General features: G+C 73.3%; 17 protein-coding genes and 2 tRNA genes. 9 read left to right on the top strand and 10 right to left on the bottom strand.

Features of this window, described 5'->3' with window-relative positions; genetic code table 11:
- Positions 1-115: 115 nt before the first annotated feature.
- From clpX to E4622_RS01945, 4 genes are all read right to left on the bottom strand, one after another.
- A complete protein-coding gene (gene clpX, locus E4622_RS01960) occupies positions 116-1396 on the bottom strand; it encodes an ATP-dependent Clp protease ATP-binding subunit ClpX (RefSeq protein WP_134738411.1) in 1281 nt (426 codons plus the stop codon).
- 144 nt (positions 1397-1540) lie between these two features.
- A complete protein-coding gene (locus E4622_RS01955) occupies positions 1541-2152 on the bottom strand; it encodes an ATP-dependent Clp protease proteolytic subunit (protein WP_134738410.1) in 612 nt (203 codons plus the stop codon).
- Between the two features lie 5 nt (positions 2153-2157).
- Positions 2158-2808, bottom strand: coding sequence for an ATP-dependent Clp protease proteolytic subunit (locus tag E4622_RS01950; protein WP_167735946.1), 651 nt, complete (start codon positions 2806-2808; stop codon positions 2158-2160).
- A gap of 92 nt (positions 2809-2900) precedes the next feature.
- The gene (locus tag E4622_RS01945) at positions 2901-4100 is read right to left on the bottom strand and encodes an alpha/beta hydrolase (RefSeq protein WP_134738409.1); all 1200 of its coding nucleotides are present in this window, start codon (positions 4098-4100) and stop codon (positions 2901-2903) included.
- An 88-nt stretch (positions 4101-4188) separates the two neighbouring features.
- Here E4622_RS01945 and E4622_RS01940 point away from each other — a divergent pair, with 88 nt between their 5' ends.
- The 9 genes from E4622_RS01940 to E4622_RS01900 all read left to right on the top strand — a co-directional run bounded on the left by E4622_RS01940 (position 4189) and on the right by E4622_RS01900 (position 18800).
- Positions 4189-5043, top strand: coding sequence for a hypothetical protein (locus E4622_RS01940; RefSeq protein WP_134738408.1), 855 nt, complete (start codon positions 4189-4191; stop codon positions 5041-5043).
- Between the two features lie 72 nt (positions 5044-5115).
- Entirely contained in the window at positions 5116-5385 is a 270-nt protein-coding gene (locus tag E4622_RS01935; RefSeq protein ID WP_134738407.1) for a hypothetical protein, read from the top strand.
- A gap of 264 nt (positions 5386-5649) precedes the next feature.
- Positions 5650-7347, top strand: coding sequence for a peptidoglycan-binding domain-containing protein (locus tag E4622_RS01930; RefSeq protein WP_134738406.1), 1698 nt, complete (start codon positions 5650-5652; stop codon positions 7345-7347).
- A gap of 77 nt (positions 7348-7424) precedes the next feature.
- Positions 7425-7688, top strand: a complete 264-nt coding sequence (locus E4622_RS01925; protein ID WP_134738405.1) for a hypothetical protein — start codon at positions 7425-7427, stop codon at positions 7686-7688.
- An 89-nt stretch (positions 7689-7777) separates the two neighbouring features.
- Entirely contained in the window at positions 7778-12067 is a 4290-nt protein-coding gene (locus E4622_RS01920; RefSeq protein ID WP_134738404.1) for an FtsK/SpoIIIE domain-containing protein, read from the top strand.
- Positions 12064-14505 (top strand): hypothetical protein, encoded by a 2442-nt coding sequence (locus E4622_RS23010; RefSeq protein ID WP_209021745.1) that lies wholly within the window; start codon positions 12064-12066, stop codon positions 14503-14505. Before E4622_RS01920 ends, E4622_RS23010 begins: the two co-directional genes overlap by 4 nt.
- Positions 14506-14556: 51 nt before the next feature.
- Positions 14557-15546 (top strand): MoxR family ATPase, encoded by a 990-nt coding sequence (locus E4622_RS01910; RefSeq protein ID WP_134738403.1) that lies wholly within the window; start codon positions 14557-14559, stop codon positions 15544-15546.
- Between the two features lie 3 nt (positions 15547-15549).
- Positions 15550-16734: a DUF58 domain-containing protein gene (locus E4622_RS01905; protein ID WP_134738402.1), complete on the top strand. Its 1185-nt coding sequence runs from the start codon at positions 15550-15552 to the stop codon at positions 16732-16734.
- Positions 16731-18800, top strand: a complete 2070-nt coding sequence (locus E4622_RS01900) for a transglutaminaseTgpA domain-containing protein (protein WP_167735945.1) — start codon at positions 16731-16733, stop codon at positions 18798-18800. The genes E4622_RS01905 and E4622_RS01900 overlap by 4 nt, the downstream gene beginning before the upstream one ends.
- A gap of 9 nt (positions 18801-18809) precedes the next feature.
- Here the strand turns inward: E4622_RS01900 and E4622_RS01895 are convergent, their stop codons facing one another.
- From E4622_RS01895 to E4622_RS01870, 6 genes are all read right to left on the bottom strand, one after another.
- Positions 18810-20441 carry a serine/threonine-protein kinase gene (locus E4622_RS01895; protein ID WP_134738400.1) on the bottom strand — a complete coding sequence of 544 codons (1632 nt, stop codon included), beginning with the start codon at positions 20439-20441 and terminating at the stop codon, positions 18810-18812.
- A gap of 34 nt (positions 20442-20475) precedes the next feature.
- A complete protein-coding gene (locus E4622_RS01890; protein ID WP_134738399.1) occupies positions 20476-21240 on the bottom strand; it encodes a hypothetical protein in 765 nt (254 codons plus the stop codon).
- Entirely contained in the window at positions 21237-21788 is a 552-nt protein-coding gene (locus tag E4622_RS01885; RefSeq protein ID WP_167735944.1) for a sigma-70 family RNA polymerase sigma factor, read from the bottom strand. The genes E4622_RS01890 and E4622_RS01885 overlap by 4 nt, the downstream gene beginning before the upstream one ends.
- Before the next feature lie 120 nt (positions 21789-21908).
- Positions 21909-23315: a trigger factor gene (gene tig / locus E4622_RS01880; protein ID WP_134738397.1), complete on the bottom strand. Its 1407-nt coding sequence runs from the start codon at positions 23313-23315 to the stop codon at positions 21909-21911.
- 36 nt (positions 23316-23351) lie between these two features.
- Positions 23352-23424 (bottom strand) — tRNA-Pro (locus E4622_RS01875).
- A 53-nt stretch (positions 23425-23477) separates the two neighbouring features.
- Positions 23478-23551, bottom strand: a tRNA-Gly gene (locus tag E4622_RS01870).
- Positions 23552-23637: the final 86 nt, after the last annotated feature.

The raw sequence follows: 23637 nt of genomic DNA, 5'->3' as shown, positions 1-23637 counted from the left end.
GGCTCTCCGGGGGTTGAGGAGGGAGGAAGTCCCGCCTCGAAACCCCTCGACCAACTGCCCACGTCACCGGGTTTCGAGACGGTCGCTGCGCGACCTCCTCAACCCACGGGGAGCTTCAGGCCGACTTCTTCTTCTTCTCGGTCTCGCGGGGGACGAGGGTGGGGGCGACGTCGTCGTTGACGACCTCGCCGGTGACGATGACCTTGGCGATGTCGCCGCGCGACGGCACGTCGTACATGACGTGGAGGAGGACCTCCTCGATGATCGCGCGCAGGCCGCGGGCGCCGGTGCCGCGCTCCATGGCGTGGTCGGCGATGGCCTCGATGGCGTCCTTGGTGAACTCCAGCTCGACGCCGTCGAGCTCGAAGAGCTTCTGGTACTGCTTGACCAGCGCGTTGCGGGGCTCGGTGAGGATCTGGACCAGCGCGGCCTGGTCGAGCTTGGTGACGCTCGCGATCAGCGGCAGGCGGCCGATGAACTCGGGGATCAGCCCGAACTTGGTGAGGTCCTCGGGGCGGACCATGGACAGCAGGTCCTCGGCGTCGCGCTCGGCGGCCGTGCGGACCTCGGCGGTGAAGCCGAGGTTCTTCTTGCCGACGCGCTGCTCGATGATGTGCTCCAGGCCGGCGAAGGCCCCACCCACCACGAACAGGATGTTGGTGGTGTCGATCTGGATGAACTCCTGGTGCGGGTGCTTGCGGCCGCCCTGCGGCGGCACCGAGGCGGTGGTGCCCTCGATGATCTTCAGCAGCGCCTGCTGCACGCCCTCACCGGAGACGTCGCGCGTGATCGAGGGGTTCTCCGCCTTGCGGGCCACCTTGTCGATCTCGTCGATGTAGATGATGCCGGTCTCGGCCTTCTTGACGTCGTAGTCGGCCGCCTGGATCAGCTTGAGCAGGATGTTCTCGACGTCCTCGCCGACGTAGCCGGCCTCGGTGAGGGCGGTGGCGTCGGCGATCGCGAACGGCACGTTGAGCATCCGCGCCAGCGTCTGCGCGAGGTAGGTCTTGCCGCACCCGGTGGGGCCGATCACCAGGATGTTGCTCTTGGCGACCTCGACGACCTCGTCCTTGCTGTGCTTGCCCGCCACCGGCTGCAGGCCGGCCTGGACCCGCTTGTAGTGGTTGTAGACCGCCACGGCGAGCGACTTCTTCGCCTGCTCCTGCCCGATGACGTAGGAGTTGAGGAAGTCGAAGATCTCCTTCGGCTTGGGCAGCTCGTCGAGGCTGACCTCGGTGCCCTCGCTGAGCTCCTCCTCGATGATCTCGTTGCAGAGGTCGATGCACTCGTCGCAGATGTAGACCCCTGGGCCTGCGATCAGCTTCTTCACCTGCTTCTGGCTCTTTCCGCAGAAAGAACACTTCAGCAGGTCACCTCCGTCACCGATGCGTGCCACGGGGTCATCTCCTTCGACGCGGTTGAGCGGGTGCCACGATCCAAACCATCCGAAGGTACCCCGTGCCGCCCCCGGCGGGGGGTCGGACACGGGAAGCCTCGGGAGGAGTTGACCGTCCGGCCTGTCAGCGGTGCAGTGGGACGATCAGGTCAGGGCGAGCGTCGAGGCCTTGCGAGAGTCCAGGACGGTGTCGATGAGGCCGTACTCGATGGCCTGCTCGGCGGTCAGGATCTTGTCGCGCTCGATGTCGCGGCTGACCTCCTCGATCGACCTGCCGGAGTGCTCGCTGATCATCTTCTCGAGCAGCTCGCGCATCCGGAGGATCTCGTTGGCCTGGATCTCGATGTCCGAGGTCTGGCCGAACGTGCCCTCGGTGTAGGGCTGGTGGATCAGGATCCGGCTGTTGGGCAGCGCCATGCGCTTGCCCGGCGCACCGGCCGCGAGCAGGATCGCCGCCGCCGAGGCCGCCTGGCCCAGGCACACCGTCTGCACGTCGGGGGTGATGAAGCGCATCGTGTCGTAGATCGCCGTCAGCGCGGTGAAGGAGCCACCGGGGCTGTTGATGTAGATCTGGATGTCCTGGTCGGGGTTCATCGACTCCAGGCACATCAGCTGCGCCATGACGGCGTTGGCGATGTCGTCGGAGATCGGCGTGCCGAGGAAGATGATGCGCTCCTCGAACAGCTTGCCGTAGGGGTCGATCCGCCGGAAGCCGTAGGAGGTGCGCTCTTCCCACTGCGGGATGTAGTAGTTCATGTCGGTCAGTCCTTCTGCCGCGCGGGGCGGCCGTCGTCGGCGGCTTCGCGGGCACTCTTGATGACCTGGTCGACCAGGCCGTACTCGAGTGCCTGGTCAGCGGTGAACCAGCGGTCGCGGTCGGCGTCGGTCTCGATCTGCTCGACCGTCTGGCCGGTGTGCTCGGCGATGAGCTCGAGCAGCACCTTCTTGATGTGCAGCGACTGCTGCGCCTGGATCTTGATGTCGGAGGCGGAGCCACCCATGCCCGAGGAGGGCTGGTGCATCATGATCCGCGCGTGCGGCAGGGCGTAGCGCTTGCCCTTGGCGCCGGCGCACAGGAGGAACTGGCCCATGGACGCGGCCAGGCCCATGCCGACGGTGGCGACGTCGTTGGGGATGTAGTTCATCGTGTCGTAGATCGCCATGCCGGCGTCCACCGAGCCACCGGGGCTGTTGATGTGGAGGAAGATGTCGGTCTCCGGGTCCTCCGCGGAGAGCAGCAGCAGCTGGGCGCAGATCGCGTTGGCGTTCTGGTCGCGGACCTCGGAGCCGAGGAACACGATGCGCTCGCGCAGCAGCCGCTGGTAGATGTGGTCGTCGAGGACGTTGAGCCCACCGCCGCCACCCCACTGGGGCGCGGCCGGCTCGGAGGAGAGGCTGGGGTTCTGGGTCACGTCGCCGACACTAGCCCGAAGCGCCGACACTTCCACGGGCATTCCGCCCCTGTTCGCCGACAGCAGATTCCCCGGCCCGGGTCAGCCTGCGCTCAGGCGAGCCACCGCTCCAGGGCCCGGTGCACGTCGGGGTGGTTGAGCAGGCCGAAGTGGTCGGTGCGACCCAGGTGCAGGACGTCGGCGCCGGGGAAGAGCTCTCCCCCGCGCCGGTCGCGCCCGTACGCCGAGCGCGGGCGCACGAGCAGGTCCCCCACGACGTGCCCGACCGGGTGGCGCTCGGACTCGGTGAGCGTGGCCGCCACGAGGTGGTAGCGGGCGTGCGGGAGCGGTGGCACGTCCTCGGCCAGGCCGGCCACCAGGTCGTGGACCCCGACCGAGCGCCAGTCGAGGACCCGACCGAAGGCCGCGGTCTCGGGGAGCAGCGAGAGCCCCCGGCTGCCGTGGCCGATCCCCCAGGCGATGGGGGCGCCCAGGTGCGGGGTGCCGAGGGTGACCACGTCGGAGATCCGCTGCGCCCACGGCTCGCCCGCGTCCGGCGGCGCGGCGGCGACGGCCCCGGCGGCGCGGATCACCAGCCCGCCGAGCGAGTGGCCGACCAGCGCGACCCGGGTGACGGGCACCGGCCACGCGTCGACGAGCCGCTGCATCAGCGCGGCCAGGGCCACGCCGTTCTCGCGCAGCGATAGCCCCGTGTTGGCGCGCAGGTAGACCGGCGACCAGCCGCGCCCGGCCAGCGCCTCGCCGTACGTCGTGCCGGTGCGGTCGCGGTGCAGGTCCCAGTAGGACTCGTTCTCGCAGAGGCCGTGCATGAACACCACGAGCCGCCCCGACGCCTCGGGGTACGCCGCCGCCAGCGCGTCGCCGGTGAGCTCGACGTCGCGGCCGCCGGCGCGCACCGCCATCGGGATCGCCAGGTGCGGACGCTCGCGGACGAGGCGGTCCCCGATGAGGCCGTTGACCGAGCTGCTGACGAAGCGCCCACGCGGCCCCTCCTCCAGCCGGGGGCCGGCCCCCGTGGCACCCAGCCGGTCGAGCCCGACCGAGGCCGCCTGCAGCCCCGCCGCCAGACCGCCGTAGACCGCGCCGGCGATGCCTCGGTGCACCAGGTCGGGCACCGCGGACGCCCCGCCGGTGCCGCGGCGGACGAGCCGCCCGACGCGGTCGGCGACCGCGAAGTGGGTGTCGCGGGCGCTCTTGACGACGAGCTCCCCGGTCACCTCGGAGAGCAGCGAGAGCGCGTCGAGGACCCCCGGGCCGCTCGCGGGGGCAGCGGTGCGCAGGGTGGCGGTCATGGGAGCGAGCATAGCCACTCAGTGAACGGGTGTGCACCCGACACGTCGTCGTGGTCCCCCTGACACGTGCCTGTGCGACACTCCGCTCATGTTGCGGGTGACACTGCGCGGCTCGGGCCTCCCGACCGTCACTCTCGGGTCCGGCGAGACTCTGCTGTTCGGGCGCTCGCCGCACCACGCCGTACCCCAGGACGACCCCGACGAGAGCCTGCGGACCACCGCCATCGACCTGCCCCGCTGCGCCCCCCACGTCTCGCGGCTGCTGGGCGAGCTGGTCGTGGGCGAGGAGATCGCGCGGCTGCGCTGGCACGGCTCCGGCGAGACCCAGGTGTCGAGCCTGTTCGACGCCCCCGGCGGGGCGCGGCGGGTGACCCTCGCCGAGGGCATGTCGCTGCTGCTCGACGAGGGCGAGAACCAGCTCCAGGTGATGCGCGGGCGCCAGGTGTCCGCCGACGTCTTCGACGACCTCTCCATCGAGATCGACGTCTCGTCCTCGGCCCCCGACCTCGAGGCCCGCCTGCGCCCCACGGAGTCCGAGCACGACGCCGACGTCGACGCGACCGTCACCGCCCCCGCGCCGCGGCTGCCCAGGCTCTCCCGCGAGTGGTACGTCGCCCTGGCCCTGGCCGAGCCCTGGCTCACCGGCACCGACGACTACCCGCGACCGCCGTCCAACCGGGAGATCTACGAGCGGGTGCTGCACTGGCACACCTACGCCTGGAACCTCGAGCGCGCCCAACGCGTCGACGACGCCATCCGGTCCATCTCCGCGCTGGCCTTCGGACCCAAGGACGACCCGTTCCGGGCCGGCGCGGGCCGGGCCCAGAACGTCCGCTTCGCGATCGGGCGGCGCACCGCGGAGGTCCGCCTGGTGACGGTGGAGGACCTCGAGGAGGTCGAGCGGGCCGTCTCGGCCCGGAAGGTTCCACCCCCCGCGACCTAGCCGCCCGCCACGCGCCGTGCCTAGCCTCCGGGGAGGACCCACCGAGCCAGGCACCGCGAGAAGGAGAGCGACATGAGCAACCAGATGCAGGGCATGGACACCGAGTACGCCCGTCAGGTGTCCGGGGAGATGGGCTCGCACGCGGGCCAGGTGGCCGGCGTGTGCGGCAAGCTGTTCGCCCGCGTGGCCGCCACCAGCTGGATCGGCAGCGACAAGGACCAGTTCCAGGACGACATGTCCAGCCACTTCATCCCCCAGGCCAACAACGCCGCGGAGGCCATCGACTCCCAGGCGCGGGTGCTCAACGAGCACGCCGACCGCCAGGACGCCGCCAGCTCCTAGCCACGTCCGCCTCCGCACAGGGCCACCGGGTGATCCCGGTGGCCCTGTGTCGTGTCCGGGAGATGTCGGGTCGGAGACGTCGGGTCCGGGATCCGTGGCCGCGGGCGTGCCGGACGGCGGAGATCCTCCGTCGATCCGAGCCGACAGGGCGGAAGTTTCCACCCGTCGCGCTCTCGACCCGGGGCCGCGGGCCTGCCTAACGTCCAGGCATCAGACCAGCACGGGCCCGGCGTGACGACCGGGGCCAGGACGAAGGAGACGGCGATGGCGTTCCTCGGGGCAGACACCGATGAGCTCAGGGAGGTGGGCCAGGAGTTCGAGGACGGCAAGGAGGTCGTCGACCAGGTCATCACCTACCTCAAGGCCCTGATCGCCCTCCTCCGGGCGGCCTCCTTCTTCAGCGGCGGTGCGAGCGCGGCCTACGCCCAGTACCTCGAGTCGGTCGTCCTCCCGTGGCTGCAGAAGATCTCGATGGCCCTCGGCATGTTCGCCAAGGTCCTCGGCTCGCAGGCCGACGCGCAGGACCAGGCCAGCGAGGGCGGCAGCGTCGACTACGGCTCGCTGCCGAGCTACCAGACCCCGGCCGGGCTGCCCGCGCCGATCACGCCGTACGACGGCGAGCCGATCGTCGGCGGCCCGCAGGTGGGCACGCCCCAGGCCGGCGCCACGACCACCACGACCACGGTCAGCCCCGACGGCACCACCACGACGACCACCACGACCGTCCCCTCCCCGACGCTCACCACCCCGATGACCGGCATCGACGGCTCGTCCTCCGGCGCCGCAGGCACCGGCACCACGGGCACGGCCGGCGCCGGCACGACGGGCACCGGCACGATCCCGACCTCCGGAGCCACCGACACCTTCCCGCGGGAGGGCCTGTCCTTCCCGGTGTCCGGCGACAACGCACTGGGCGGCGGGGGCGGCGGCCTGAGCGGCGGCGGCTCCGGCGGGGGCCCCAGCGGCGGCGGCTCGGGCGGGGGCTCCGGCTCCGAGCTCGGCACCTCGACCATCGGCTCCTCGGAGGCCGGGAGCGTGGGCGGCCACAGCAGCCCGGTCGCCGACGGCGGCATCGGCGGGGCCACCCCCGGCGCTGAGCACCTCGGCTCCTCGACGGGCCTCGGCTCGGGCTCGGACGGTGCCACGTCGACCTCCGACAAGGGCGCCTCCTACGGCGCGGCCGCCGGCATCGCCGGCGGCGCGGCGGCCCTCGGCCTCGGCGGCGCGGCGCTGGCCGGGCGCACCGGTGGCGGCGGCGACCCCAAGATCGACTCCCTGGCCAGCAGCAACGGCCGCGGCTCCTCCGGCGCCCAGGTCACCGAGCTCCAGGAGCGGCTCACGGCGGCCGGCTACGACACCCGCGGCGCCGACGGCGCGTGGGGCCCCAACACGCAGGCCGCGTTCGACGCCTACCGTTCCGACAACCCGCTCGCCGTCCAGGCCGGCTCCGGCTACACCTCGCCGGCCGGCTACGACTACCAGCAGATCACCGGCGTGAAGGGCAACCCCAACGTCACGCCGGAGTTCCTCCGCGGTGTCGAGGGCATGGCCCAGCGGCTCGGCGCCCAGCCCGAGCACATCATGGCCGCGATGAGCTTCGAGACCGGCGGGAGCTTCGCCAGCGACGTGCGCAACCCGCGCAGCAGCGCCACGGGCCTCATCCAGTTCATGGACTCGACGGCGAAGGGCATGGGCACCACCACCTCCGCCCTCGCCCAGATGTCGCCCGTCGAGCAGCTGACGTACGTCGAGAAGTACTTCGAGCCGCACCGCGGCCACCTGGGGGACCTGGAGAGCGTCTACACCTCGATCCTCGCGGGCCACCCGGCCTCGGGCAACGAGGCGCTCTTCACCCAGGGCGACCGGGCCTACGGGCCCAACCGCGAGCTCGACGTCAACCGCAACGGCGTCATCACCGCCGCCGAGGCGACCGCCCACGTGCGCAGCCGCATGGGCAGCTGACCCACCACCGACCCACCCGCACCAACTGTTAACCCGACCGCAGTACACACAGCACCAACCACACAAGGAGAAGAACCATGGCCATGAAGGGTATGGATGTCGAGGCGGGCCGCCAGGCTTCGCAGCAGATCAACCAGGGCTCCCAGGAGCTCGAGGCCCTCAGCGGTCGCATGACGCAGGTCATCGACGGCTTCGAGTGGATCGGTCCCGACGCGGACCGCACCCGCGACACCTGGAAGTCCGACTACGTGGCCATGCTCAGCAAGGTCACCGCGTCGCTGCAGGAGTTCTCCACCCTGATCAACAACCAGGCGCAGGAGCAGGAGACGGTCTCCAACTGACCGCGCCCGCCGCGTGACGGCCGTCGGGCGCAAGCCTGGCGGCCGTCACGCGCGTCTCCACCCACCACGTCACCGAGGAAGGACGACCGATGCAGACCTGGACCCTCTCGCTCCGAGCTGCCGCCGAGACCGGGCTGCCCTCGGTCGACGTCGCGGTCCAGGCCCGCTCCGACGCCACCGTCGCCGACCTCGCCCGCGCCTTCGGGCGCCACGTCGCCCCCGACCAGCCGCACCTGCTGATGGTCCCCGTCGACGGCTCCCACCCCTGGCCCGCCGACCGGCTCGTCGCCGAGTGCGGCCTGCGGACCGGTGACCTGCTCGACGTCGTCTCGGCGCCGGCCTCCTGGCTCTCGCGCGCGAGCAGCACCGCGCGACCGCGCGCCGTGCTCCGCGTCACCGACGGCCCCGACCGCGGCCAGCGCCTGCAGGTCCGCGGCAGCTCGCTCACCCTCGGTCGCGCCCCCAGCTGCACCCTGCGCCTCACCGACCCCCTCGTCTCCCAGCGCCACGCCCGGATCGTCCTGGGCACCCGCCCCACCGTCTACGACGAGGGCTCCGCCAACGGCACCATCATCGGCGGCGAGCGCATCGTGTCCGGCCGCGAGATCGACTGGGGCACCCCGATCCGGCTGGGCCGCAGCACCCTGGTCATCGACCCGGGCGAGGTCCCGACCGAGGTCCCGGCCGTGTCGGTGTTCCGTCCGCCGCGGTTCGGGGACCCGCTCGCCGAGGCCGTGCTGGAGATCCCCTCGCCGCCGACGAGGAACCGACCCTCGCCGCTGCCGTGGGCGATGCTCGCCCTCCCGATGGTCATGGGCCTGGCGCTCTTCGCCCGCGCGCGCTCGGCGTACGCCCTGATCTACATGCTGGCCTGGCCGGTCCTCGGGCTCCTGGGCTGGCGCCAGCAGAAGAAGGCGGCCGAGAAGCAGTTCCAGGAGGACCTCGACGCCTGGCGCGTGGACGTGGACGACTTCCTCACCACCATCGACGCCGCCGCGGTCGCCCAGCGCAAGCAGTTCCACGACGACTACCCCGACGCCGAGACCCTGCGCACCCGCGCCGCCGCCCGCGACCCCTACCTGTGGGCGCGCAGCGAGAGCCGGCAGGCCTTCCTCGTCACCCGCCTGGGCATCGGGACGGTCCCGGCCATGCTGCGCGGCTCGATCAGCGACGGCGGCGACCGACCGGTGCGCCGCGGCGTCGCCGAGGAGCTCGCCGAGCGCGACAGCCTCGCGGACATGCCCGTCCTGGCGGACTTCACCGAGCACCCCGTCATCGCGATCACCGGCGACTCGCAGGAGGTCGACGACCTGGTCCGCTCCATGATGCTGCGCCTGGCCTTCGACCACTCCCCCACCGACCTCTCGGTCGCCGGGTGCTTCGGACGCGAGCGGGCCGGGCACGAGGCCTGGCTGCGCTGGCTGCCCCACGCCGCCACCCGCGTCGGGGGCGAGCCTCCGGTCGCGGTGGGCGCGCGCGCCGCGACCGTGCTGCTGGACCACCTGGTCACCGAGGACGGCCAGCGCGGCCACACCATCTGCTTCGTCGACGAGGAGGCCGGCATCGCCCGGCGCACCGTCGAGGCCGTCGCCGGGGTCGCCGCCGAGAAGAACATCCACCTCGTCTGGCTCGGCCGCTCGGCCGCCGAGGTGCCCGCCGCCACCTCGCTGCTCGTCGACCTGTCCTCCGGCATCGTCGGCAAGGCCGACCGCATGGGCATCTCCCGCATCGACACCGCCGACGCCGCCTCCCTCGACTTCGCCTGGCGGGCCGCCCGGCTGATGACCGGCTACGTCGACGAGGCCGCGGTGCTGCCGCCGAGCACCGCCATCCCCTCGGTCATCCGGCTCTCCGAGGTCAGCAGCGACTTCGAGGACCTCGACGACGCCGACGTCGTGGGCCGCCGGTGGCTGCAGAGCGCCGGCCTGCGGGCGCAGATCGGCTCCGGCGTCGACGGCGTGGTCACCATCGACCTGCGCGAGGACGGGCCGCACGGCCTGGTCGCCGGCACGACCGGCTCGGGCAAGAGCGAGCTGCTGCAGTCGCTGATCTGCTCGCTGGCGCTCAACAACCCGCCCTCGCGGATCAGCTTCCTGCTCGTGGACTACAAGGGCGGCGCGGCGTTCCGCGAGTGCGCCGACCTGCCCCACACCGTCGGCTACATCACCGACCTGACCCCCGCGCTCGTGGCCCGCGCGCTCACCTCGCTCGGCGCCGAGATCGCGGCCCGCGAGCACCTCCTCGGCCAGTACGGCGTCAAGGACCTGGTCCAGCTCGAGCGCGAGCGCCCCGATGTGGCGCCGCCGAGCCTGCTGATCTGCGTCGACGAGTTCGCGGCACTGACCTCGGAGGTGCCGGAGTTCGTCGACGGGATGGTCAACATCGCCCAGCGGGGTCGCTCCCTGGGCATGCACGTGCTGCTGGCGACCCAGCGGCCCGCGGGCGTGGTCACCGGCAACATCAAGGCCAACGCCGACCTGCGGATCTCGCTGCGCGTCTCCTCGGCCGACGACTCGCGCGACGTGATCGACAGCCCCGAGGCGGCGCGCATCTCGCGCCGTACCCCGGGACGGGCGTGGATCCGCCGCACCGGCCACGGCACCGCCGAGCTCGTGCAGTCGGCCTGGACCGGCGCCCGGCAGGCCCTGGCCGGCACCGAGGTGCCGGTCGTCGTCAACCCCTTCAGCGCCGCGAGCGGCATCCGCCCGGAGTCCGGCGTCGAGGCCCGCCTGGACCCGCGCACCGACCTGGAGCGCTGCGTGGACACGATCGGGCGCGCCTTCACCGCCTCCGGCCTCCCCGACCCGGCCCGGCCGTGGCTGCCGGCGCTGCCCCAGGAGCTCCTCCTGGACCCCGCCACGATGGTCGAGGAGGCCACCGGGCGCCCGAGCGGTCAGCTCTCGCTCGGCCGGATCGACGAGCCCGAGGCCCAGCGCCAGCCCGAGCTGGTGCTCGACTGCGCCAGCATCGGCCACGTGCTCGTGCACGGCGCCTCCGGCTCGGGCAAGACCGAGCTGCTCCGCACGGCCGTCCTCAACGCCTCCGTCAGCGACGCCTACGGCCGCCACGGCGTGGCGCCGTACGTCTACGGCATCGACTTCGCCGGAGGCGGCCTGGCGGCGATCGCGGGCCTGCCGACGGTCGAGGCGATCATCCCGGCGGCCCAGCAGGGGCGGGTGCTGCGGCTGATCCGGCTGCTGCGCCGCACCATGGACGACCGCGCCCAGGCCCTCGCCAACCGCGGCTGCGCGGACGTCGAGGACCTGGCGCGCAGCGGCCACCCGCTGCCGCGCGTCTACGTCGTGATCGACAACCTCCCGGCCCTCGTCGAAAATTTGGAGTCCTCGGGAGGTGTAGCCCCGGCGCATGTGGAGAAACTCCAGACCGTGCTCCAAAACGGTCGTCGGGTCGGCATCCACGTGATCGCCACTGCCCCAGGCCGGACCGGCGTCCCCACGGCGCTCGGTTCGACGTTCGGGCGGCGCCTCGTGCTGCGCATGACCACCGCCGACGACTACCTGATGCTCGGTGTCCCCGGCAACGTCCTGGACCCCGACTCGGTGCCCGGCAGCGGCCTGCTGGGCAAGCGCACGGTCCAGATCGCGACGACCGGCGGAGCCGGCACCCCGGCGCAGGCCGAGCGGATCCGCGAGATCGGCGCCCTGCTCGAGCCCCGGGTGCGCGGCCGTGGCGCCGCGCCGATCCCGGCCATGCCCTCCCGCCTGGACCAGGCCGTCCTGCCGGCCCCCTCCGGCACCCGCGTGGCCATCGGCGTCGACGCCGAGGCGGTCGCGGTCATCGAGGTCGACCTGCGCGGCGGACCGGTCCTCGTGGCCGGGCGCGCGCGGTCGGGCCGGACCTCTGCGCTCGACGGCCTCCAGGCGCTCGTCGCCCGCGGCGACCGGGCGCCGTACGTCGTGCGCGAGGCCGACTCCGTGGCCACCACGGACCAGGTCGAGGGCTGGCTCGCCGAGCACGGGGACGAGCCGGACGCCTGGTGCCTGGTGCTGGTCGACGACGCGCACCTCTGGGACGCCCGGTGCACCGCCGACGAGGCGCAGCGCACCGCCCGCACGCGGCTGCTCCAGCTGGCGGCGGCCCAGTCCCACCGGCTCTCGCTCGTCGTGACCGCCGACACCGCGCAGGCCAAGCAGCGCGGCGGACCGGAGGGCTACGTCGACACCGCCAAGCGCGGGCGCCGCGGGTTCCTGCTCCAGGCGGAGTGGGCCGACGGCGACATCTTCGGCGCCTCGGTGCCGACCAAGACCACAGAGCCGCTGACCGGCCCCGGACGCGGGGTCTGGTGCGACAGCGGTACCTCCTGGGTGGCGCAGCTGCTGACCGCCCAGGTCTCGGACGAAGGAGTGACCACGGCATGAAGAAGCTCACGCACCTGCTCGCGAAGCGGCAGCGCCATGCCAAGGGCGCCGCGGAGCTGTCCGTCGTCGTGGTGACGGCCTCGCTGGTCGCCGGCGTCTTCTTCGGCAACGGCCTCAGCCGGACGGCGGTCGACATCGCCGACGGCCTCACCTGGATCGGCGACGAGCCGACCGGCGAGGTCATCCAGGTCAACCCGGCGACCGGCCGACCCGAGCTGCGGGTCAAGGTCGGCGAGCCGGGCGACGCCCTCGGGCTCGCACAGTACGACGGTCGCCTGTTCGTCACCAACCACACGACCGGCGACCTGATGTCCTTCGACCTCACCAGCATCCTGGTCTCCGGCCAGCGCCGCGTGTCCAAGAACGGCACGATGCACACGCTGACCCACGACGGCGAGGTCTACCTCGTCGACGACGAGGCCTCCACCATCGCGTCGGTCGACCCGGTCAGCCTCGACGCGGTCGGCGCGATCTGGGTGTCGCCGAACGGCCTGGCCGACGCCGCGGTCGACGGCAGCGGCGCCGTCTGGTCGCTCGACGACAACGGCGAGCTCAGCGAGCTGCGCTGGTCGCGCAGCGACCGCGCCTTCGCCGCCTCGAGCACCCAGATGGTCGACAACAGCGGCGACGGCTCGGTCCTGGTCGCCCACGACCGCGGCGCCACGGTCTTCGGTCCCGACTCGGGGATGGTCGCCCAGGTGGGCACCGACGACGAGCTGACGGCCGACGCCCCCAAGCTCTCCGGTGAGCTGCTCGCGCCGGAGACCTCCCCCTCCGACATCGTGCCGGTGTCCGCGCCCGACACCGGCACCGTGGTCATCGCCTCGCCCGACGGCATCCGCGAGGTCGACGTCACCTCCATCGACTGCGCCTCCCCCGCCACTCCCGAGGTGTTCCGCGGCCGCGTCTACGTCCCGTGCCCGGGCGACGGCAAGGTCGTCCAGCTCGACCGCGAGGGCAACCGCGCCGGCGCGGACATCCCGACCCCGGGCACCGACACCCCCGAGCTGGTCCTGGACGACGACAACCTGATCATCAACGCCCCCGGCTCGAGCAGCGGCACCGTCGTCAAGGGCGACGGCTCCATGACGTCGATGGTCCGCTACGACGACAGCGTGCCGGCCACGGTGCCCACCTCGGTCGACGAGGCGGCGCGCGCCGACGAGGCGGTCGTCGAGGACGTCCTCCAGGACGACCCGATCGAGGAGGCCGACGAGGTCGTCAACATCGAGGTCGACCCCGACGAGGGCGAGGAAGAGGACGACGACAACACCGGCGTCCGGCCCCCCACGACCACGGGCAACCCCGGTGGCGGCAACGGCGGCGGCTGCCACCGGCACTGCCCGGGTGTGACCGGCGGCGGCAACGGCGGCAACGGCGGCGGCGGCAACGGCGGTGGCCACCACGGCGGTGGCGGCGGTGGCGGCACGACGACCGACCCCGGCCCGATCGCGCCGAGCGAGGCGCCCGCCCTGGTCCTGCAGAAGCCGAGCAACGTCCGCGCCGAGCAGGTCGCCGAGGGCCAGGTCCAGGTGACCTGGGCCCACGCCGGCCCCGCGGCCACCGAGTTCGACATCAGCGTCGCCAACGGCGGCGACGTGGCCACCGTCCCGGGCGCCAACCGGCAGGCGATCGTCGAGGTCGCGCCGGGCCGCTCGGTGTCCTTCGTGGTCACGGCCGTCTCGGCCACGCAGGAGGCCGAGTCGCAGCCCAGCAACAACGTCTCCACGAGCGGCCGTCCCGGGGCGCCGTCCAACGTCACGGGCGACGCGCGCTACGAGACCAACGGCAACGTCCAGACCTACCTGGTGACCGTCCGGTGGGGCGCGGCGGAGCCCAACGGCTCCCCCGTCAGCCGCTACGACGTCACGATCTCCACGCCCAACGGCGTGCAGACCGCCTCCACCGACGGCAACGGCCGCACCGCCCAGGTCTCCTGGTCCTGCGACTACAGCGTCGACCCGTCGTGCCCGATCGGCGGCGACTACACCGCCAGCGTGATCGCCACCAACGAGCGCGGCGCCGGGCCCGAGGGCACCGCCAGCGGCGCCGGGCCCGCCCAGCCGGCTCCCCCGCTCCCCGCCGGCAACGCCGACCTCGTCGACAGCGCCGCCACCACGTGGAGCGGCGACAGCCGCGAGGGCATCGGCAGCACCACGCTGCGCCTCAGCCCGCCGGCCGACTGGGCCGGGTTCACCGGCACCTGCGAGTGGACCCACAACGGCAACAAGGCCGGCGTGACCACGGGCCCCGTGGCCTGCAACGCGACCACGCTCAAGGTCAACGTCAACAACGGCTACATCCGCAGGCCGGCGGACGGGAAGGTCACGCACTCGATCGTCTTCACGGCCACCAACGCCAACGGCACCGCGACGAGCAAGCGCTACACCTGGGTGACGGAGCAGGCCACGCTCTGCCAGAACTGCCCGAACCCCTGATGTCTCCGGCCGCATGACCGGCGCCGGCACCCGCCCACCGAGAGGACGACCGTGACCGCACTCGCCAGCCCTGCTGCACCCACCGAGCAGGACATCGCCGGGTTCCGCCAGCTCCACCAGCGCCTCGGCGACGCCGTCGAGCAGGCCGTCCACGGCAAGCGCTCGGTCGTCGACCTGGTCCTGGTGTCGCTCTTCGCCGGTGGGCACGTGCTGCTCGAGGACGTGCCGGGCACGGGCAAGACCACGCTGGCACGCTCGGTCGCGCAGGCCCTGGGGGGTGAGGTCAGCCGGATCCAGTTCACCCCGGACCTGCTGCCCAGCGACGTCACGGGCACCACCGTGTTCGACCCGCGCGACGGGCAGGTGCGCTTCCGGCGCGGTCCGGTCTTCACCAACGTGCTGCTCGCCGACGAGATCAACCGGGCGGCGGCCAAGACCCAGTCGGCGCTGCTCGAGGTCATGCAGGAGCGCACGGTCACCGTCGACGGCATCGGCCACCCGGTGCCTGCGCCGTTCCTCGTCGTGGCCACCCAGAACCCCATCGACCTCGACGGGACCTACCGGCTGCCGGAGGCGCAGCTCGACCGCTTCCTGATCCGGACCGCGCTGGGCTACCCGGACGCCGAGCACGAGATCGACGTCCTGCGCCCGGGCAGCGGCGCCGGTCACGTCGAGAACGTCCACCCCGTCACCACCGCGGCCGAGGTCGCAGCGGTCTCCGACCAGCTCCAGCACCTGCACGTCGCCGACCCGATCCTGCGCTACGTCCGCGAGATCGGCGTGGCGCTGCGCCACGACCCACGGGTGCGCCTCGGCGCGAGCACCCGCGGCCTGCGCGCGCTCGTGCGCTGCCTGCAGGTCTACGCCGCCGCCCGCGGCCGCCACTACGTCGTGCCCAGCGACGTGCAGCGCCTGGCCGAGCCCGTGCTCGCCCACCGCACCGTCCTGGGGCGCGACGCGGTCCTGGCCGGCCACACCCAGGAGTCCGTGCTGCACGAGGTCGTCGAGACCGTCCAGCCACCCCAGCCGGACGCCGGCTGAGCGATGCTCCGCCTCTGGAGGACCACGACGACCCGAGGACGGGGCACGGCGGCGCTCGGAGCCCTGCTCCTCGGCGCCGGGCTGATCTGGCACTACCCGCTGGTGGCGGGGCTCGGCGGCTGCCTGCTGCTCCTGGTCGCGGTCGAGCTGGTCTCGGTGCTCGGCTCCACCGGTCTCGACGTACGGCGTGAGGTCGCCCCGCGCGTCGTGGTCCGTCACGGCGCCTGCGAGGGCATGCTCCGCGTGCTCGGGCGCCGCCGCCGCGGGCTGGTCCGCATCGATGCCGCCGACCTCGTCGACGGCGCCCTCGTGCCCATCTCGCTGCCCGACCGCATCGGTGAGGACGAGACGCGCTCCGCGGCCTCGGTCTCCTACCCCATCGCGACGCCGCGCCGCGGCCTGATCACCGTCGGGCCGGTGCAGCTGCGCCGCTACGGCCTGACCGGGATGGCCGCGCGCTCCACCGAGGCCGGCGGCCTCGACGAGGTCCGGGTCCTCCCCCGCCAGATCCCCGTGACGTCCCTGCCGCGGGGCCACCGGCGGGCCGCCTCGGGCGGCGACGACAGCGTCGAACACGGTGGGACCGACCTGGTCGGGCTGCACGAGTACGCCATGGGCGACGACCTGCGCCGGCTGCACTGGGCTACCAGCGCCCGCTCGGGCACCCTGATGGTCCGCGAGGACGCCGAGCCCTCCGAGCCCCACGTGTGCGTGCTCCTCGACGACCGCCGCACCGCCTACAGCGACGTCGACGAGGCGGCCGAGCAGTTCGAGGAGGCCGTCGAGCTCGCCTCCGGCCTGTGCCGCGTGGCGATCGAGGCGGGCCACCCCGTCCGCTTCCGCACCACCAGCGGCCTGCACGAGGTCGTGGTGCCCGGTTCGGCGACCCGCCAGCCGCGGCGTCAGGCCCAGGAGCTGGACTACCTGCTGGCCGAGATCGCGGTCGCGCCCGTCTACCCGCCGGCGCCGCTCGGCACCCGCGACCTGGACGTCGTGGTGGCCGTGACCGGCGCCGCCGCCGACCTGCGCGAGCTCGCGCTCTCCCTCGGCGGCGCGCCCAGCCGGGTGGTCATGGTGGTCGACCCCCGGCCGCTGGTCAGCGCCAGCCAGGAGGTCGGCCTGCTCGTGCTGCGCGGCACCTCCTCGGAGTCGCTGGCCGCCGGGTGGGACGAGGCGATGGCCCGGTGAGCGCGCTCAAGGGCGCGGCCCGGCTCGCCTGGCCGCTGATGCTGCTCGTGCTGGGCAGCCTGGTCCTGGCCTCCACGTGGGACAGGTTCCTGGTCACGGCCGGCTTCGTCCTCACCGCGGTCGTGCCGCTGCTCGTGCTGCGGGCGGTCCTGCGGCTGGGGGTGTCGCGCTGGGCCGCGACCACGGTCCTGGTGCTGTTGACCACCCTGACGGCGTACCTCGCCACCTCGGGCGCCGACCTCTCCCTGTCGCAGACCGTGCAGGACGTCGTGCCGCGGCTGCTGACGGCGCCGCGGCCCTACACCGTGGCCGCCGACCTGCTCGTCGGACCGCTCCTGCTGACCGCGCTCGTCTCGCTCTTCACCGGGCTCCGCGTCGAGAGCGCCAGCAAGGTGGAGCCGGTCCTCGGCGCCGCCGTGCTCTACGTCGCGGGCATGCTGCTGACCGCCGGCGACGCCGACCCGTGGGGCCTGGTCGCCGTGCTGATCCTGGTCACCGCGCTGCTGGGCTGGGTGTTCCTCGACGAGCACAGCGAGCCGGTGCGCCAGCGCTTCGCGGTCGCCGGCCCCCTGACGGTGGTGGGCGTCGGGCTGCTCGCCGCGGTGGCGACACTGCCCACGCAGGACCCCTTCGAGCCGCGCGAGCTGGTCGACCCGCCGCTGCTGGAGGTCGTGGCGAGCAGCCCGCTCACCCAGCTGGGCGCATGGGCGGTCAACCCCGGGGTCGAGCTGCTGCGGGTGCGCGGCGACGAGGTCCCGCTGCGGCTGGTGACGCTCGAGCGCTACGACGGCCGGCAGTGGACCGCCGCCACCCGGTTCGCCCCGCTGGGCACCGGCGGCGACCGCGCCCTGCCCGCCGGCGAGAGCCCGTCCGAGGCCACGGTGGAGGTGGCCCTCGACGATCTCGCCGGGGGCTGGCTGCCCTCGCCGGGCCGACCGAGCCTGCTCAGCGACCGCGACGCGCTGGTCGACCCGACGACCGGCACGGTCTACACCCCCGAGGACACCGAGGGGCTGAGCTACGAGATCACCGGCAGCTTCGACGACCCGCCCGACGCCGCGCTCGCCGCCGCGTCGGTGCCGACCCGCGGGGTCGGCCGCTACCTCGACCTGCCCGAGCTGCCCTTCGCCGTCAGCGAGTACGCCGCCCGCGTCACCCGCGGCGCCCGCACGCCGTACGAGCAGGCGATCGCGATCCAGGACGAGATCCGCGGGGACGCCAAGCTCTCGGCCCGGGCGATCTCGGGCTCCGCGATCTGGCGCATCGAGGCCTTCCTGGTCGGCAAGCCCGGCGAGCCCGGGGCCCGGGTCGGCACCTCCGAGCAGTTCGCGACGGCGTTCGCGATCGTGGCCCGCGCCAACGGCCTCCCCAGCCGCGTCGTCGTGGGGTTCCGTCCCGGGGCTCCTCAGGACGACGGGTCCCGGCTGGTCACCGGCGCCGACGCGTTCGCCTGGCCGGAGGTCTACTTCGACGGCCCCGGGTGGGTGCCGTTCTCCCCCAGCCCCGACGACGACACGTTCAAGCGCGACGGCTTCGACGACGTGGGCACCGCGCCGCAGCCGACCCCCGGCCCGACCGGCGGTGCCGGCCCGAGCGCCGCCGGCTCGTCGCCCGGCGCCCCGGCCGGCCAGGAGGACGCCGGCCCGCGTCCGGCGCGTGACCCCGGATCGGACCGCGCCTGGCTGCCCTACGCCGCCGGCGGTGGCGTCGTGGTGCTGGTCCTGGTGCTGCTGGCAGCCGCCCGGGCGGTGCGCCGCGCGCGCCAGCGGCGGCGCGGCGCTCGGGGTGCGTGGGCGGGCGTGGTGGACGCGCTCCACCTGGCCGGCCTCGCCCCCGACCCGCACGAGACCGCCGACGAGGTGGCCCGTCGCGCCGACGGCCGCCTGGGCGTCGACGGGGCTCGCACCATCGCCGCCTCCGCCCAGCGCGACGCGTTCGGGCCGGACCCGGCCGGCTCCTCGCACTTCAGGGCCGAGCTGCGCCAGGTGCAGCGGGCCGCACGGCGCACGGTGCGCTGGTGGCGCCGCTGGTGGTGGCACCTCGACCCGCGGGTGCTGGGTCGCTGAGGCGCCTGGTCAGAGCGGGTTGTTGATGCAGCGACGCCCGGAGATACCGTAGGCACCCTCGACGGAGTGCACGGTGATGTAGTAGCAGCTGCGACCCGTCGGAGCGGCGAACGGCGCCTTCCACTCGGTGGTGCCGGTGCCGAGCTCGACGTACTCGCCGTTGTCGGGCAGCGTCTGGTGCAGCACGAACCGCCCGCTGCCCTCCGCGGGGTCGGTCCACTCCGCGACCAGGTTGACGCCGTCGTACTCCAGCAGCGAGAACACCACCGCGAGGTCCTTGCTCGGCCGGTCGCGGAAGGTCTCGGTGGCCGTCGGCGGCGACTGCAGGACCGGGATCTGGTCGGTGGAGCCCGCGGTCGTGTCGTCCTCGCCGGGGTCGTCACCGCCGCCGCGCAGGAGGGCGCCGACGATGCCGAGCGTCAGGCCGACGACCAACGCGGCCGCGCCCAGGATGAGCAGCACCCGACGGCGCTTGCCGGTGCCCGGCTGGTCGGGGTCCTCGGGCGCCTCAGGTCGCTCCGCGGGCGTGCGCGGGTCCTCGCCGGTGTGGTCGTCGGGCAGGCCGGTGCCGGTGGGCTCCGCGTCGCGGGGCACGGGCGCGTGGGCGACCGCCGAGAGGGCCACCGGAGAGGCCTCGACCACGTCGGGCTCGGGGGCCGGGCGCGGCGAGGTGCTCTCGCGCGGCGGCACCGGCGCCGGGGCCAGCGCGGCCGCCGAGGCGGGTGCCGGCACCGTCGGCGACACCGGCGCGGCGCTGGCCGCTCCGGGCTCCCACGCCGAGACCCGCAGACCGAGGAACGCGTCGCGCAGCTCGGCGGCCGAGGGCCAGCGGTCGCCGACCTCCTTGGCGAGACAGCGGTCGATGATCGGGGCGATCCCCTGCGCCCCCGGCGCGAGCAGCGGCCGGTGCGGCTCGGTGCGGGCCCGTCGCAGGTAGGCCAGCGCGGAGTCCTCGTCGGGGTCCTCGCTGGCGAACGGCGGGCGGCCGTCGAGCAGGGTGTAGAGCGTCGAGCCCAGCGACCAGATGTCGTCGGAGGCGGTGGGCGGGAGCCCGTCGAGGATCTGGGGGGCCGCGTGGCGGTAGGTGAAGGTCTCCGCCGAGGACGTGTGCTCGGAGTCGGCCAGCCGCGCGATCCCGAAGTCCGCGAGGACCCAGGAGGTCGGCAGGACCAGGACGTTCTGCGGCTTGACGTCGCGGTGCAGCACGCCGCGGTCGTGGGCGAAGGACAGGGCGTCGGCGAGCACCGCTCCGATCCGGGCCACCTCCTCGACCGGCAGCGCCCCGACGGACTTCAGCCGGTCGTGGAGGGTGCCGCCCTCGTGGTAGTCCATGACGATCGCCGGGCGACCCGACGCGGTCGTCCCGACGGCCAGGACCGTGACGATGTTGGGGTGCTGACGACCGAGCTCGACGGTGATCTCGACCTCGCGGGCGAAGCGCGCCGCCCGCTTGGGGTCATTGATGAGCAGCACCTTGATCGCGACCTGGCGGTTGATGGCGACCTGACGGGCGCGGTAGACGATCGAGTCACCGCCGCGGCCGATCTCCACCAGGTCGTCGTAGCCGTCGAGCTGCTCGACGGGCTGCGTGTCGCGCGCAGGCGGGCGCCATGCGCTGTCGCCGTCGTCCCCCGAGGTCACGCCAGCATCCTAGTGCCAGCGGTGGCTGCGGAGCTCAGACAGGAGGACCGGGCACGCTCCGCAGCACCTCGCCCTGGCGGCCCAGGAAGGTGAGCACGATCCCGCTGTCGCGCGGGGTGGCCACGCCGTCCCCCTCGAGGTGGGCCCACGGGTCCCTCTCGCTCCCGGGCAGGACGGTGGCGAAGGCGAGGGTCCGTGCGTCGACGGGCGTCCTCAGGTCCACCGGCTCCCCCGTGCCCGCGAAGGTCCCCGTGATCCGGACCTCGACGGCTCCGGCGTCCGCCTCGCCGAACGCGACGGGGTAGTACGACGTGCCCGCTCGGTCCTGGGCCCAGGCGACCTGGACCCGGTTGAGGTCGTAGCCGCCGGCCTCCTGGTCGCCGCAGCTGACGGCACCGTTGTCGAGCTGCCGGCCGTCCCAGCGGTCGGTGTAGGCGGTGCACCACATCTCGTCGGACACCCCGCGCCAGGCGGCGAACCTGCTGCCGTCCGGCAGCTCCAGGTCGACCACCTGCGTCATCTCGGGGCGCTGTGCGGCGGGGATCTCGGCGTCACGGGCGAACTGGTCGACCAGGGACGACACCACCGGCGGCACCGTCCCGGTCGCGTACGCGACGCCGCCCAGGGCGCCGAGACCGAGGGTGAGCGCCGCCGCGGTCGCGCGGACGGTGCGTCTGCGGGCCGGTGCAGCCGAGGTCCGCGTCGCGCGGGTCAGGACGCGGGCCCGGAGCCGGTCGGTGCGGGCGCGGGCCAGCTCGGGGTCCGGGGCCGCCTCGCGGAGCAGCTCGTCGACGTTCATGTGGGTGTCCTCTCGGTGGGGTTCAGCACGGTCGTGCGGGTCGTGGAGGTCTCGGCCTGCAACAGGGCGGCGGTCAGCCGGGCGCGAGCCCGCATCAGCCGGGCCCGGAAGGCGCGGGTCGAGCACCGCGCGACCGCGGCGGCGTCGGCGTGGCCGAGCCCGTCCCAGGCCGTGAGCAGCAGGGCCTCGCGCTCCCGCTCCGACAGCGTGTCGAGGGCCTGCAGCACCGTCGCGCGGCGCACGACGACCTCGTCGGCGCCCGGCTCGCTGGCGAGCCGAGCGATCTCGGGCTGCTCGGCGTAGTGCCGGTCCAGCTCCTCGCGGCGCCGAGCCGTCCGGCGGCGACCGGCGATGACATGGCGAGCCGTCACGATCAGCCACCCGATGGCGGGGTCGGGGACGTCGTCCAGCCGGCGCCAGGCCACCGCGAAGGTCTCGGCGAGGACGTCGTCGGCCTCGTCGGGGCCGCAGTGGCGCACGGCGTAGGCGTGCACGCGCGGCGCGCACTCGTCGTACACCGCGGCCAGCCGGGCCTCTCGATCGCTCACGGTAGGTAGTGTCCGCGACCGCCTCGGGTGCCACATCCGCGAGTGAGCTGCCCCGAAATCACGACCACCCCGCCCTCCGACGATGCGGAGGGCGGGGTGGTCGACAGGGTCAGACCGAGGTCACTTCTCGGCGTCGGCCTCGGTGTCGACGTCGGTGTCAGCGTCGGCGTCCGGGGTCTCGGTCTCGGCCTCGGGCTCACCGATGGTGCCGTCGGGGCGCAGGTTCTTCAGCTCGACCACGTTGCCCGAGGCGTCCTTGACGACCGCGGTCTCGACGATGGCCGCGAGGGCCTTGCCGCGCAGGATCTCCTGGACCATCTCGGGGATGTGGTTGTGCTCGAACATGTGGTTGGCGAACTCCTGCGGGTCCTGGCCCGACTGCTGGGCCCGGCGCACCAGGTGGCTGGAGAGCTCCTGCTGGTCGACGCCGAGCTCCTCCTTCTTCGCGACCTCGTCGAGCAGGAACTGCGCGGCGACGGCCTCACGGACACGGCGGTCGAGGTCGGCCTCGAACTCCTCGACGGTCTGGCCCTCGTCCTCGAGGTACTTCTCCATCGGGATGCCGGCGTTGCCGAGCTGCTGCTCGATGTTGGCGCGGCGGGCGTTGAGCTCGTCGGTGACCATGCTCTCGGGCAGCGGCACCTCGACGCGGTCCAGGAGCACCTCGAGGACGGCGTCGCGCGCGGCGGCGGCCTGCTCGAGGCGCTTGCCCCGGCCGAGGCGCTCGCGCACGTCGGCGGTGAGCTCCTCGTAGGTGTCGAACTCCGAGGCCTCCTGGGCGAAGTCGTCGTCCAGCTCGGGCAGCTCCTGCTCCTGCACCTGGCTGATGCTGACCTGGACGTCGACGGGCTCGCCGACCAGGTCTCCGCCCACGAGCTCGGAGGAGAAGGTCTTCTCGTCGCCGGCGGACATGCCGGTCAGGGCCTCGTCGAGTCCCTCGATCATGCCGCCGCGGCCGACCTGGTAGGACATGCCGGCGACCTCGGCGCCCTCGAGCACCTCGCCGTCCTTGAGGGCCTTGAGGTCGAGCACGACGAAGTCGCCCTCGGCGGCGGGGCGCTCGACGTCGCTCAGGGTGGCGAACCGCTCGCGCAGCGCCTGCACCTGCTCCTCGACGTCGCTGTCGGCGACCTCGAGGTCGTCGACCTGCGCCTCGATGCCGGAGTAGGACGGCAGCTCGATCTGCGGGCGGATGTCGACCTCGGCGGTGAACTCGAGGGTCTCGTTGTCCTCGAACTTCGTCACCTCGATCTCCGGCTGCGCGAGGGGCTGGAGGTCGTTGGCCTCGAGCGCCTCGACGTACTTGGCCGGCAGCACCTCGTTGATCGCCTCGTCGAGCACGGCGCCCCGGCCGACCTGGCGGTCGATCACCATGGGGGGCACCTTGCCGCGGCGGAAGCCGGGGATGTTGATCTGCTGGGCGATCTTCTTGTAGGCCGCGTCGAGGCTCGGCTTGAGCTCCTCGAAGGGCACCTCGACGGTCAGCTTGGCCCTGGTCGGGCTCAAGGTCTCGACGGCGCTCTTCACAGGTGTTCTCCTCAGGTCTGGATGAAAGGTGGTTCGTCGGGGCGACAGGACTCGAACCTGCGGTCTCCTGCTCCCAAAGCAGGCGCGCTAGCCACTACGCTACGCCCCGTCAAAGCGTGGTCTGTCGGTCAAGACGCCCCCGGACGTGCGCTGAGGGCTCCTTGGAGCGGATGACGGGAATCGAACCCGCGTAATCAGTTTGGAAGACTGGAGCTCTACCATTGAGCTACATCCGCGTGCCTGTCTCACGCCGTCGCACGGCGTGAAATGTGCCTTTCCATGGTGCCACACCGGCACCCTCCGGCCCCAAACGGCCCTGGCC

Origin of the sequence: Nocardioides sp. 503 (assembly GCF_004522095.1) — a bacterium.
Classification (GTDB): domain Bacteria; phylum Actinomycetota; class Actinomycetes; order Propionibacteriales; family Nocardioidaceae; genus Nocardioides.
The sequence above is the reverse complement of the archived record's forward strand: the minus strand, read 5'-3'. Positions and strand labels throughout refer to the sequence as shown.

What these genes read in the sequence shown, in the direction of transcription:
- E4622_RS01935 (WP_134738407.1), top strand. Translation starts at nt 5,116, where the DNA reads ATGAGCAACCAGATGCAGGGCATGGACACCGAGTACGCCCGTCAGGTG.
- E4622_RS23010 (WP_209021745.1), top strand. Translation starts at nt 12,064, where the DNA reads ATGAAGAAGCTCACGCACCTGCTCGCGAAGCGGCAGCGCCATGCCAAG.
- E4622_RS01905 (WP_134738402.1), top strand. Translation starts at nt 15,550, where the DNA reads ATGCTCCGCCTCTGGAGGACCACGACGACCCGAGGACGGGGCACGGCG.
- E4622_RS01945 (WP_134738409.1), bottom strand. Translation starts at nt 4,100, where the DNA reads ATGACCGCCACCCTGCGCACCGCTGCCCCCGCGAGCGGCCCGGGGGTC.
- E4622_RS01930 (WP_134738406.1), top strand. Translation starts at nt 5,650, where the DNA reads ATGGCGTTCCTCGGGGCAGACACCGATGAGCTCAGGGAGGTGGGCCAG.
- E4622_RS01955 (WP_134738410.1), bottom strand. Translation starts at nt 2,152, where the DNA reads ATGAACTACTACATCCCGCAGTGGGAAGAGCGCACCTCCTACGGCTTC.
- E4622_RS01925 (WP_134738405.1), top strand. Translation starts at nt 7,425, where the DNA reads ATGGCCATGAAGGGTATGGATGTCGAGGCGGGCCGCCAGGCTTCGCAG.
- E4622_RS01920 (WP_134738404.1), top strand. Translation starts at nt 7,778, where the DNA reads ATGCAGACCTGGACCCTCTCGCTCCGAGCTGCCGCCGAGACCGGGCTG.
- E4622_RS01940 (WP_134738408.1), top strand. Translation starts at nt 4,189, where the DNA reads ATGTTGCGGGTGACACTGCGCGGCTCGGGCCTCCCGACCGTCACTCTC.
- E4622_RS01890 (WP_134738399.1), bottom strand. Translation starts at nt 21,240, where the DNA reads ATGAACGTCGACGAGCTGCTCCGCGAGGCGGCCCCGGACCCCGAGCTG.